The sequence below is a fragment of the Segatella salivae DSM 15606 genome (genome assembly GCF_000185845.1).
GTDB classification, from domain to species: domain Bacteria; phylum Bacteroidota; class Bacteroidia; order Bacteroidales; family Bacteroidaceae; genus Prevotella; species Prevotella salivae.
The window spans coordinates 1003578-1017005 of sequence record NZ_GL629647.1; the positions used below are offsets into that span (position 1 = coordinate 1003578).

General features: G+C 40.9%; 7 protein-coding genes, 1 tRNA gene and 1 pseudogene. 2 read left to right on the top strand and 7 right to left on the bottom strand.

The window, feature by feature from the left end:
• Positions 1 to 315: 315 nt before the first annotated feature.
• The 6 genes from HMPREF9420_RS04130 to HMPREF9420_RS04155 all read right to left on the bottom strand — a co-directional run bounded on the left by HMPREF9420_RS04130 (position 316) and on the right by HMPREF9420_RS04155 (position 11002).
• Positions 316 to 1227: a sugar phosphate nucleotidyltransferase gene (locus HMPREF9420_RS04130; protein ID WP_007134197.1), complete on the bottom strand. Its 912-nt coding sequence runs from the start codon at positions 1225 to 1227 to the stop codon at positions 316 to 318.
• A gap of 163 nt (positions 1228 to 1390) precedes the next feature.
• A complete protein-coding gene (tamL, locus tag HMPREF9420_RS04135; protein ID WP_007134198.1) occupies positions 1391 to 3688 on the bottom strand; it encodes a translocation and assembly module lipoprotein TamL in 2298 nt (765 codons plus the stop codon).
• On the bottom strand, positions 3675 to 8309 hold the full coding sequence (locus tag HMPREF9420_RS04140; protein WP_007134199.1) for a translocation/assembly module TamB domain-containing protein: 4635 nt from the start codon (positions 8307 to 8309) through the stop codon (positions 3675 to 3677). The genes tamL and HMPREF9420_RS04140 overlap by 14 nt, the downstream gene beginning before the upstream one ends.
• 593 nt (positions 8310 to 8902) lie before the next feature.
• Positions 8903 to 9568 carry an RluA family pseudouridine synthase gene (locus tag HMPREF9420_RS04145; protein ID WP_007134201.1) on the bottom strand — a complete coding sequence of 222 codons (666 nt, stop codon included), beginning with the start codon at positions 9566 to 9568 and terminating at the stop codon, positions 8903 to 8905.
• A gap of 49 nt (positions 9569 to 9617) precedes the next feature.
• Positions 9618 to 10370 carry a 3-oxoacyl-[acyl-carrier-protein] reductase gene (gene fabG / locus HMPREF9420_RS04150; RefSeq protein WP_007134202.1) on the bottom strand — a complete coding sequence of 251 codons (753 nt, stop codon included), beginning with the start codon at positions 10368 to 10370 and terminating at the stop codon, positions 9618 to 9620.
• A 38-nt stretch (positions 10371 to 10408) separates the two neighbouring features.
• On the bottom strand, positions 10409 to 11002 hold the full coding sequence (locus tag HMPREF9420_RS04155; protein WP_007134203.1) for a TetR/AcrR family transcriptional regulator: 594 nt from the start codon (positions 11000 to 11002) through the stop codon (positions 10409 to 10411).
• 220 nt (positions 11003 to 11222) lie between these two features.
• On the opposite strand from HMPREF9420_RS04155, the gene HMPREF9420_RS04160 reads away from it, so the two are divergent.
• A tRNA-Met gene (locus HMPREF9420_RS04160) sits at positions 11223 to 11295 on the top strand.
• A gap of 119 nt (positions 11296 to 11414) precedes the next feature.
• Positions 11415 to 12581, top strand: a complete 1167-nt coding sequence (locus HMPREF9420_RS04165) for a tyrosine-type recombinase/integrase (protein ID WP_007134204.1) — start codon at positions 11415 to 11417, stop codon at positions 12579 to 12581.
• 105 nt (positions 12582 to 12686) lie between these two features.
• On the opposite strand, the pseudogene HMPREF9420_RS04170 reads toward HMPREF9420_RS04165, so the two are convergent.
• Positions 12687 to 13428, bottom strand: a pseudogene (locus HMPREF9420_RS04170) (hypothetical protein); the annotation flags it as partial.

Consider the following 13428-nt stretch of genomic DNA (forward strand, 5'->3'; position numbering starts at 1 on the left):
AGAGAGAGAGAGAGAGAGAGAGAGAGAGAGTAGCAAATTATTTGGAACTACCAAATTATTGGTGCAAAAAGTTGCAAAGAAATTCAAATTTCCTTGCATGCTGTCATTGCCTTGATATGATATTGCTAATTGTTTCACGGCGACAAAGGTATAACAAAGTTTGGAAACAGCAAAATAATCTGAAAAGAAATATAAAAAATGCGCACTCCTCTATGAGGAAATGCGCATAAATGGATATCATTAAATTGGTTGTTTTACTCCGAATCATGCTTCATTTGCATGTAAAATATGCTGGAGCATGATGCAGATAATCACTTAAAACAACTTGTTCGGATAAACGCCTTCATCGATTAGCTTTTGAATTCTGTCTACAACACCCTGGCGGTCTGCAGCATAAGTTACGCCAAACCACTTGCTCGTAGTGTCAAGAACCTTAACCGTAGCCGTTTTATCACCAATGAGTTTGTTCACCATCAATGGAATAAAGAACTCTGATTTCAGGTTTGTCATGTTCTTAGGATTGGCAAGGAACTCCTTGAAATAAGCCTCACTATAATCGAAATAGTCAGGAGTGAAGCCCCAAACATTCATGGAAACAGGAGTGTTATCGGCTACGGTTACCCACTGACCTTGCTCATCTTTGTACTGAACTTCGCCGTTTCTACGTTCTATTTCGGTTCGTTCTACGACCGTAGTTAAGTTGTCTTCGGCATCCTTTGAACAGATTCCACGGGCTACAGTGCCGTTATCACTCAACGTGTTTCCTACGCGAAAACCTACCATTGCGTAACGATTTTTGCTGTCTTCAGGCAATTCGCTGAGGAACTTCCCGATAGCCATGAAGCAGTCACGATTATAGAAATCATCACAGTTTATGACGCAGAAAGGCTCCTTAATCACATCTTTTGCCATCAACACGGCATGGTTAGTACCCCATGGTTTCTCACGACCTTCAGGAACATTAAAGCCTTCTGGGAGTGCATCTAAACTCTGAAAAACAAGTTCTGCGGGGATATGTCCCTCATACTTAGATAGGATTTTCTCCTTAAATTCGGCCTCAAAGTCTTTACGAATCACGAAGACTATCTTGCCAAATCCAGCCTGAATAGCGTCATATATGGAATAATCCATAATAGTTTCTCCATTGGGTCCTAAGCCATCAAGCTGTTTAAGACCTCCATAACGGCTACCCATTCCGGCGGCCAAAAGTAACAAAGTTGGTTTCATTTCTTTATGTTTTAAATGATTTATTAAATGTGTCGTAAGGATAACTCAATTATCATTATCCAACATCCTCCCCCTTAAAAGGAGTCTGTTGACGTCTACAAAAGTACAAATTAATCACGAAACAGCGCAGAAAAGCATGACTTTTATTCTGTGAAATCACTCCTTAGAATGGCATTCCAATAGCAAAATGCAGGCTATGACTGCTGCCAAAGTTCGGTAAATTATAGAAACCTGACTTATAAGGCAGGTGTAAACCAATGCCCCAATCAACACGAATGACAAAGAAATCTAAGTTATAACGCAGGCCGACTCCTGTTCCTAAAGCCATCTGTTGTGGCAGATTTTTCAACTTAAGCTGACCGCCAGGATGATCTGATCTGTCATGAAGCGTCCATACATTACCTGCATCAAGGAAGATTGCGCCATAGAGATTGCCAAACAATCTCGGTCGATATTCGAGATTAGCCAAGAACTTTACATCGCCCGTTTGGTCGAGATATGAAGACGTTGAGGCTGTAGGATAGTAGGCTCCTGGACCTATACTGCGCAGTGTAAAGGCTCTAATGCTATTGGCTCCTCCTATATAAAACTGTTCACTCCAGGGTGCAACGGTTGAGTTTCCATAAGCCCATATACAGCCAAGATCAATGTGACCAACGAGTTGATTCTTACGTCCCATCTGCCAAATCTTACGGAATTCAGTTTCAATCTTAAAATATTGAGCATACGGATTCTTAAACATCTTCTTGTCGTGCTTACCCCATTTGAATCCTCCTATAACGTAACCGAGTGATAAGATATTAGCCGCCTCACTGACAGTTGTTTGCCACCATATTGGGTTTCGATAGTTCTTTGGACTTGAATAGATGTAGCTGTAACGCATTTTGGGGATGAACTGATCTTTCATCGACATCTTTAAATAAGGTATTGTATTAAGAAGTGCATCAAATTTTGATGAATGTGACGACATATATTCATACTCCAAGATTAATGGAGCGAACTGATGCATTGAAGTTTCCGACGTTTGGAAGGTGTATGAAAGCTCACCCGATGCGATGTGACGCTTAAAGAATCCTGCACGGTTTATTACGCTTGTAGAAGCCTTAACCAAAGTAGTTGGTGAACTATAAAAGTGATGTCGTGTCAAGAAAGGCATTAACATAACTGGGAATTCCAAAGAAACATCGCCACCATATTCATAGGAATGATTATTATCCGACTTACCACTTGCAGAATGACCAGTTTGCCATTCATAAGAGCCTTTTAGGTTAATATCAAGCTTTTCGCCTCCTTTGAAAGCATTACGCTTGGTGAATCCAATCACGATTCCCGGCCCCATGCGCCCACTTGTGCGTCCCGTGTAGTTGGTTTCTACATAGAAATCATAAGGCTTATCAAACAAACAATTCAACTTTAAGTCAAGCGTATCACAATGTTCAGATGAATCTCGTGGTGTAAACTGGAAATCAACCATACTAAAAAGCCCATTCCCCGTAATCTTGTTTGACGATTCTATATACTTATCATAACTGAAAAGTTCGTTTGGTCTAAGCTTTAAGTCACGGAGAATCACGCTGGGGCGTATCGGCGTACGCTTCCCTTTAAAGTGCACTGTAACCTTATGTGTTTGGATAGCATTATTCAATGAGTCGAAGAACTGCCGTTGAAGACGCATATCAATGTTGCCAATGTACCACTTATGTAAGGCACGTGAAGGCATGGAATCTGCCAACTGGAACTTCAACTGCACCTTACCCGGCACGAGAAGTGTATCTGCAAGGTATGAAGCATAGTCTGGTTGATAGTAGTAATAACCATTATTTCGGAAAAGATTGCTCACGCGTTTGCGTTCTGCATCAAGGGCAGATACTTCGAAGGGAGTACCTCTTTTAATCTTGGCATCAGCCATGTTGGCCCTCAACAGACTATCAGCTGAAGCGGGAAAATTGTCATAAGAGATACTATCTAACGTGAAAAGATGTCCCATATCAACGACATATCCCAACTTGGCTTTCTTGGGATTGCGTTGTGTTATGGCTTGAAACGTGACGTTACCATGGAAATATCCGTGCGACTTTAATACTGATTCAGCGACCGAAGCACGTAGTTCCGGGTTAACCCAACTCATCAAAACAGGGGCTTTTCCAAATGATTTTGCAATCCACTTTCCTATGGGATTAGTTGCATCTGAGAATGCATTCCAAACCCAAAGTGCATAAGGGAACGGCGTACGATAATAGGAACTACCGAACAAAGCACCGTTTGGAGCACAGGCCAAAGCAGCCTCTATTTCGTCTCGAGTGGTATAGAAGTGGTCGTTAACTGTATCGTTTTCAAACTTAATCTTCGTCAATCCAACGTACAACTGATCACCATCGGGAACCTTCTTTGTCGTTGAACAAGCTGATAAAATCAGCAAACTTGCAACACAAACAAGATATAATAGGTTAATTCTTTTCATCACTTTCAGGTTTAGTTTGAGTCTCTACAGGCGACTTTTTGGGTATTATGGGCAGCTCGGTCTTAGCCTCTTTGAATCTGAAGAGGTCTCGGAAGTGGAGCACTTTGCGTCTCCAAATAAAACCAGCTCCATATTGTCCCATGTCACCATCAAGCCAATCATAGCTATCTCTGTCGTAGAACACGCGCAGATATTTAGAAGCTGCATCATTCAATCGATACTCTAAAGAGACATTACTGAAGAAAGTTTCATTCTGATTCAAAGCATCTTGTCCTGTCGAAAGCTTTCCGCCGACAATGATTCTTAATCGGTTGTTCCATAAACGCTTAGCAAACTTAAACGAATAGTCGGTATGTTGGTTGCCACTTCCGTCCATTGTATTATCTACTCCGAAGCTTAAGTCAAGCGTACGGAGGGCATTTCCTGCGATGCCATTTATCTGACTTTGTAGGAAAGCACTTAGCGCGGAGTTCATAGAAAAGGCATTTGTGTTCCCATCGGTTAAGTACATACCGGTTGTTAACATTGTAACAGCAACCTTTCCACGTGCTTCTTTCCCCATCGTATTCAGCTGGTTTTCGACTTCCATGTCTTCAGGCGCATCAATAATAAACTCAAGTCCCATGTCATTGAGTGTCTTACTAATCTTCACTCCGCAATCAAACTCAACACTACGCCCTGCACTTCCATTTGAAGATACAGTCGCTTTATTCTTCTCTGTCGCAGTAATGTTGAGCTTAGGATTCATCGGATCGCCGTTAAATTCTATGTAACTACCATCTTGAATCGTAAAGGTCTTTTGCGGAATCACTGGTAAGGAGTACTTCATTTCACCGTTACTGAGCGTATAACGCCCTGTCAATCGGAGATTATCTACCGTATTATATTGCATGCGTAGGTCTCCACCACCCATCAAATCAACATAGTTTGACTTGTCACTATTTAGTGCACAAAGGATATGTGCACTACTACTAATGTTCATTGTGAGGTCCATGTTGAAACCTGTCAAAGGAGGTCGTGTCACAACAAGCGCCTTCGCATCTTTGAAATCAGTAAATTTCACAAGCTCATCCAATTGATTATCTGTCGTAAGAGGAGAGTCTCTGAGGATATAAGTCATGTCAGTCGACCCAAGCACATCAAGCTTTCCACGCATCGAAAGGTTATCAATCGGACCACTCATTTGTGCAAAGAAGTTAACAAAAGCCTTACCAAATGCCTCTGAACGAGCACTTTCTTCTGCATCAATAAGTAAGAAGTTAAGCGCTTGCATGCGTACATTCATGTTCATTCTATCAAGGTTTGAGAAGTCAAAGAAACCCGACATAATCAATGGACTATTGTTATGTGAGTACATCTGGAAGTTCTCAAAGAGCAACTTACTATTAGAGATTGTCACTGGGTCATTGTCGAAACGCATCTCAATGCCATAGGGAACGCTCACTAAATAAGCAGAATCAAGATAAACTTCTCCATTGACATTGGGGTTCTTTAATGTACCTTTTAGTGACAAACTCCCCTCTGCCGTTCCCTTAAAACCTATAAGTTGTTGTGGAATAAAACCATTGACAAGGCTTAAAGGCGTACGCTCAAGCGTAATCTTTGCATCAATATTTCCTTTACCTCCCGACCGATAACTACCATTAATAAGTGCAATCTCATGACCATTCTGTGTCAACAAACCATCAACGACGTGCGAGCCATCATGCTTTGGCATATAAACAAACTCGGTTCCAATATCTCCCATCGGACAATTCTCATAGATAAGACGATGTATTGTCATATCCGATGAAACCGAAAGTTCGTCTTTTGTCTGAATCAAGTGATAGTCGCCATCAAGTATTCCTGATATATTGGGCATATAAGGAACCACAGAAAGAATATCATGGAGTTGGAATTGGTGCAATGAAATCGTTACATCCTGCAAGGCATCTAAGTTCCCATCATTCGTATAAACCTTCAAACCCATGCCATCAGTGGACCTTAACTCAACGTTTGCCGACACTCTTCGATCATCACTGAGAAGCACATAGTTGCTGTCATTGACAGTAAAGTTCTTATAACCCAAAATAGGATGTGCATCAGCCACACTGAAACGGATGCTTCGATGCTCTAATTCCGCCAGCAAAGCAACATCTACTCCAAGCTTATTATCAGCGTCATATAGCTTTGTTCTCAGGTAAGAGCCACGCTCATTCAAGCGTCCATCAGCCACAGCATGAAACACATACTGCGGGTTTTTCTTGTTATTGATGACCTGAGCTTGGTAATTAAACTCATCATTATCAGACCGAATGCGGAACTTAACGGTATCCAACTGCATGCTATCTGCAATGAGTGAATCTACCTGTAGATTGCCATTGAGTCCTAAAATGGGTGAAGAGTACATGTCAACATTGGCTCTTGCAAACTGATATCCATAGCGATTAAGCATGTGAACAAAGAAGTTGTCTTTGCCACTTCTTAGGAATAAGCGCGCATTGGGCAACCGCTTGCGCAACATCACCTGATTAATCTTGCGGTTTTTCAACTGACGTTGTAACTCTTTCATAAAGTGTTGACTCTCCGAAAGCAATCGATCATAATATCCATGCCCCTCCAAATGTAGCTGAAAATCACCACAATTAACCACAGCATGGGTGGAATCACGACGTGTAGCAACATCAAGAGTAATGTCACCAGCATGATACACCTTATTTTTATCATCGATAACAAGATTTCCTATGAAGCCTGTCAAACGATGAGTATACTTAAAATCTGATGCGAAATCAAGGCGTGCTTTCAATGAACCGGCAAAAGGCGTATCCATCATGTGTAGTCCATAGAGGTCAGCATGAGAGAGATTGCAAGACACATTCCCCTTCAAAGCACGCCGATTCAATAGTGCTTCTAACTCAATATCACCCTTAAGTAAAGGGTTTCTACTATGAATAACTGCCTTGGCTACCCCATGTGAGATGGTGGCATCAGCCGCTATATGATCAAGAAGATATTTATCGTAACGGAAATTCTGTATTTGTGCCTTCGCCGTAATATGTGTTCGAGGAGACTTTATGTCTGTTCCCACGCCACGAACATTAATATTTCCAGTGAAAGCCGATAAGTTCATACGAGGCACAAAGTGCTGAATAGGGAAACGACGTGCCTGAAGTTTTGCTTGATAAGCCATGCGTTGAGCATCAAAACGCCCATCAACTTTTACACTGCCTTGACCTTGTTGTACCACAAAACGTCCTTCATAGCGCTGCATTGTGAATCTAAAACGCCCGTCAATCCCCATGTTATTGGGGATATTTACAGTCTGTCTGACACTCCGACTGAGCATCGCTGTAACCATATCTAAGCGTCCTGTTTTTGCATGGAGCACCATATCGCCACGCAATTGCTTTGGCGTTGTGAGATTCCAAAGCGTTCCTTTTCCGCGCAAATGCAACACATTGGGCAGTGATATAGCCACATTCTTTAATTGGATATGTTGCAGATTGCCATGTACATTTCCGCGAATTGCGAGTCTGCGATTAGGCCAACGCAGACGCATCTCACGTGGAAGAGCTGACATAAACGGCATTAAGTCGGCCTTACCAAAGGCACCTTGCATTTGAAGTTCAAACACTCCAGGATGCACATCAAAGGCATTCAAATCGAGTTTCACCTTTGCCTGCAACTCCGAAGATGGCGTTTTGAAATATAAATCAGGAAGTCTCAACTGCAAAGAGTCCATCGAAACCTTACCTTGTAAAGCGCTAACGGCGAGTCCACTCTGTTCCTTGAATGCACATTTACGAAGTAACAACGACAAATCCGAACCCATATAGCGTAAAGAATCGACGCGCATCGTCACATCAGACAACGCGATATGATTATAGTCTAAGCCCTTAACATGAGGCTTAAAATTATTATCATAGCGCAGAATTCCCTTCTCCCAATCGAACGTATTGACTTGATAGAGCCCCTTGAACAAATCGAAATAGCCCTTTTCTGCATAGGTTTTACCCATGTAAACCTGTACTTTCAGCGTGTCTCCTGGCATGTGAACAGTCACTGCCGAACGCTGAATTTGAAGCTTATCAACATTAATTTTCCAGAAGTTTTCAGTCTTTGCAGTATCCTTTTTCACGGTATCACTGAGTGCAATATCAAGCTGCGCATCGCGTAGATGAACACCATTGACCCTGAGTTTTTCGGCAGCTAAGTCAATACCATGCGCCTTAACTTCAAGTCGCCCCACGTGACCTTTGACCCTCGCTTCATGGATAAAGTTAGACGTATTGACCTTCATGTCGTTCACAGCGAGTTCATTTATTTCGACCTTTTCATGCAAAAGCGGAAGCAACTGAACATCTGCCACAATCTTATGAACGTCAGCAATCGTATCTTTTACTTGCGGAAGAGAGTCGTTTTGGCGTATAGCCTTTACACCTTCTATGCCCAAGTTCAAAGGAAATTCAAGCTTAACACGATCAACAGAGATTTCCATTTTCATCTTCTTTGAGGCATACGACGCCACATGTTGTACTGCCCAATTCTGAAAAGGAGGGAAGTAAAACAGCAAAGCCAATAGGGCAAAGAGTATGAATGGGGTGGCCACAATAGCTATGGCCCACTTAATCTTCTTCGTCATACACGTAGTTTCTCGTGCAATGGTAGTGTAATATTTCTACTGCGAAAATAAAACAAATTCATGAGATATGCAAATGTGCAAGACTAAATCTACAAATAAGCGTTAGAATATCAATAAAAGTATGATTTCATCCACAAAAAATCGAGATACAAAATAAAATAAACCTCAACATCAAGGCGTTAGAAAGTACTTTACTTCTGATGGAAAGCAGACGAAAAAACAAGCTGAAACAAGTCAAGACTTAGTAGTGATAATCTTTCAAAATGGCTTTACTCAAAAACTATTCGAGTAAGACAACAAAAACAAATGGTGCATTTCACACAAAGATTTGCGTCATTTTATCAGATAAAACAAGTCTAATGGCAAGACCATTTGCCCCAAATCATTTTCCCCTTTCTTAGTGTTGAAACAGCGGTGTAATTAGGGATGAATCATCACAACATGAGAATTATTCAGAAACACAAATTTTATCTGTCGTTAATGTCGAAGATACCACACTTTTGAAATCAGCCAATCATAAACAAACAAAGCCGACAAAGGGGATTTTCTCTTTGTTTTCTGCAACGCGATTTCAAATATCTCGCCTAAGGTTTTTATTCAAAACTATGCCACAAAGCATCGTCAGGAAGGGGCGAATCTAATGAAATCAGCGTTTTAGACACGGGGTGAACAAACTCCACATGACGCGAAAGCAGCGAGATACTGCCATCAGGATTACTGCGTTGTGCCCCATATTTGAGATCACCTTTTATCGGACAACCCATAGCAGCAAGTTGACTTCTAATCTGATGATGGCGTCCTGTCATGAGGTTTACCTCCAAAAGACTGTAATGTTCAGACCGACCTATGACACGATAACTAAGGATTGCTTTTTTAGAACGGGGCACTTCATGGTCATAAACATAACTTTTGTTCTGCTTTTCGTTTCTTACCAACCAGTTGGTTAGTGTTGCTTCAGGTTGCGAAGGGTTGTTTTTGGTCAGTGCCCAATAGGTCTTATGCACCTCGCCTTCACGAAACATTTTGTTTAAACGCGTTAGTGCTTTCGAGGTCTTTGCAAACACAACAAGTCCTGAAACCGGTCGATCGAGCCGATGAACCACACCAAGGAACACATTGCCGGGCTTCTGATACTTCTCTTTTAGATAGCGTTTCACAGTGTCAGAAAGGGGTTCATCTCCCGTTTTATCGCCCTGAACAATCTCTCCACTGGCTTTATAAACGACGATTAAATGGTTATCTTCGTAAACAACTTGCATAAGATGATAAAAAAGCCCCTCCGAAATGGAGGGGTCATTAAGTATATTTTTACATGTTCATACCACCATCTACCTGGATTACCTGACCACAAACATAACTTGAAAGGTCAGAAGCCAAGAAGAGAGCTGTATTAGCTATGTCTTCAACTGTACCGCCACGGCGAAGTGGAATCTTGCTAATCCATTCCTTACGGATATTCTCTGGCAATGCCTGTGTCATGGCAGTGTCAATGAAACCCGGTGCAATGGCATTGGCACGAATGCCCTTTGGCCCCATCTCTTGACCTACACTCTTGGCAAGGGCAATCATTCCAGCCTTTGAAGCAGCATAGTTTGCCTGACCAGCATTACCATGTACACCAACAACTGAAGCCATATTAATGATAGAACCGCCACGCTGACGCATCATCACTGGCACACATGCATGAATGAAATTAAACGCACTCTTGAGGTTTACGTTAATAACAGCGTCCCATTGTAACTCTGTCATGCGAAGCATAAGGCCGTCTTTAGTGATACCTGCGTTGTTAACAAGAATATCAACTGAACCAAACTCTTCCTTAACTAAATTCACAACCTCTTCAGACTGAGTGAAATCGGCGGCATTACTTGCATATCCTTTGGCCTTAACACCAAGGGCAGCAATCTCTCGTTCGGTAGCCAAACCACCATGCTCTTCGTCAATGACAAGGTCAGTAAACGCGATATTTGCTCCTTCTGAAGCAAATTTTAGAGCAATAGCTTTACCAATTCCACGTGCAGCTCCAGTGACAAGAGCTGTCTTTCCTATTAATAATCCCATTTTCTTAATATTTAGAAGTATAACTTAATAAATGTATTCTATTTATTCATTGACTTTCCCAATGCGCCATATACCACCTTTGCAACCAATGGTTTACTTGTTTCTTCGGTTAATCCGTGCCCTAATCGGCCATAAATAAAAGGCACTTCCAAGCCTTTAATACAATAATGTGTGATGTCAGCAACAAGATCTACGTCGTCAATATCAAACTCACCATCGGCTTTTCCCTCTGCATACACCTTGCGAAAGAGTTCGATTTCGTCTTCATCAAAGTTCTTTCGCACCTTCTCTACCATCCAAATGTTTCGGAAAAACTCTGCTCTGAGGTTACCATTCCTCACTACTGTCTCGCGAATTAGACTCAGATGGGTGTAGATAAGCTCAATAATCTTGTCTTGAGGGCGCATCTTCATGCAAGCGACTTCATCCAGTTTATCAGACAATCGTTCTAACTCTGATTCAATAACTGCTGAATAAACATCTTCCTTTCGATTGAAATAGGTGTATAATGTACGGCGTCCTTTCCCCGAAGCAACGGCAATATCATTCATCGTTGTATTCGCAATTCCATGTTTAGCAAATAACTGTCGGGCTACATCTACTAATTTTTGTCTGGTCTTTGATATTGACATACTAAATCTTTTCAGGGTTTATATTGCACATTATAAATCGTATGCGCAAAAGTAAACTATTTATTTCAGAAACCCATCAAGTTTAATAAAAAACGATGAAATTCAAAAATAATCATCGAAAAATTTGGTTTATACCACAAAAAGCATTACCTTTGCACTCGCATTCAGGAAAACAGACTTCTAAAGTCTTTCAATCCGAATGATTTTAATTGGTTAATATCGCGGAGTGGAGCAGTTGGTAGCTCGCCAGGCTCATAACCTGGAGGTCGCATGTTCGAGTCTTGCCTCCGCAACTTCCCCTCACCCGAAAGCGCTCATACAGACCTTTCGGGTGATTTAGTTCAAAAAACAAGGGACAAATTTAGTACAAAATATAAACTGCATTGGTTGTGAAAGCAAACAATGTAAAAAAATGTATTTTGAAAATTCAACATCAACTCGCTTCTTCGATAGTATTGTAGATTTCACCTACCCTCGCCTGCACAAGGGTAAAGATTGGTATGTAGATTTCACCGTTTTTAACCCAGCAACTAATAAGATGCAGCGAAAAAAGTACATGTTAAATCGTTATAAAAGTGCCCATGAGCGCGAGGACATGGCTGCAGAAATGATACATAATATCATGAAGCGCCTGAAAGCAGGCTGGAACCCTTTTGTTACAACTTATAACCCTCGCTATTATACTGATTTTAAAACCGTTCTTGAGCGTTATGAGAATTGCATAAACATTGAAGCAAGCAAAGGCACTTTGAAAGTAAAGACACAACGCGACTATCTAAGTCGATTAAATCAGCTGAAGATATACATGCACGAAAACGGCAGAGAGATACAGGTTGTTAATGAGTTCAACACTGCTTTTGCAATCGATTTTCTTGATTATCTGCTGTTCGATAAAGACGTGTCAGCGAAGACACGTAATAATTATCGCACCTGGTTATCGACATTTGGAACATGGTTGGTGAGTCGTAAGTATCTTGAATTTAACCCTATTGAACAAATTCACATGATAAAGGAACAAGAGAAGTTCCGCGATGCACTGACACCTGCAGCACTTTCAAAATTAAAAGCATACATATCGCGCGAAAATCCGCCTTTCTATCTTGCTTGCATGATGGAATATTACACCTTTATACGCCCTGATGAGTTGCGACATATCACTATCGGTGACATCGATATTACAAATCAAACTGTATATATAGATGCAAAGGTATCGAAAAATCGCAAAGGGCAATATGTAGCGTTAAATGATGCTGTGCTAAAAATCATGATCAAGCAAAACATCTTTAGCTATCCGTCACACTGTTATGTATTCGGACATGACATTATACCAGGAGAGCGACAAATCAATATCAATCAATTTCGATTAGAATGGGGTAAGGTGCGCAAGACCTTGAATTTTCCAGCAAGCTATCAATTCTACAGCCTGAAAGATAGCGGAATACGTGACCTTGCAAATGCAGAAGGCATTGTCGTAGCACGAGACCAGGCCCGGCACAGCGATATTGCAGTGACAAACAAATATCTAAAAAGAGATAACGTTGTGAACGAGCAGACGAAGCACTTTGCAGGCAACTTATAGATAGCTATAAATACACACAAGACCCACAACTGCACACTTACTGAAAATCAGCAAGTTGCAGAAGTGGGCACTACACACAATTAACACACAAATCAGGCATAAGGCTTAAAGAAACTCATAGAAATATCCCGTCTTTTGTTTAGAAATTCCATTTGCGTCTATCTCTAACTCAACCTTTTCGCAGATAAAAAGTTTATTTCTAAAGTTGTAAATCTTTGAGGGGTCTGGAATTTCATCTGTGTAAAATTTAATGCACAGTTTATTTTTGCTATCAATGTTGATTGATTTATGAGGTAATGCAGATAGTGATAATGGGCTATCAGAAGATAAACCAAAACCGAACGGTCGCTTTTCTACAGCAAACACACCTGTCACAGGATAACGATTACCTTTTTTTTCTCGAAATTCTCTATCGCTATATTCGATGTACCCTCTACCTGTTAAATTTCTGACAACGGGGTATTGAAACATAACATCCATTTTCTCATCTTCTTCCTCTTTCTTTTTCCTGTCGACACCATTCTTGATAGCATCTTCAACGGTATAATAATAGGAATCATCTTCTTCATCCTTTGTCATATCATCAATACCAGCCTCTTTGTCATTACTTATTGAAGGTAAAATTACAGGGTCATTAGGAATTTTATCAAGCAGCTTAGTCCATATATTTCCCTCACCGTCAAGCCGCCTCTTACGTTGATACATTGCAACAGGTATAATGTTTAACTTTATTGAAGTATCATTATTTATATCACGCACAAGAGGTGCAAATATTCCACACCTTGATAAAACATGAGATACATTAAGCTTTAATTCTTCACTTGCCTTTATATAAATATAGTACTCA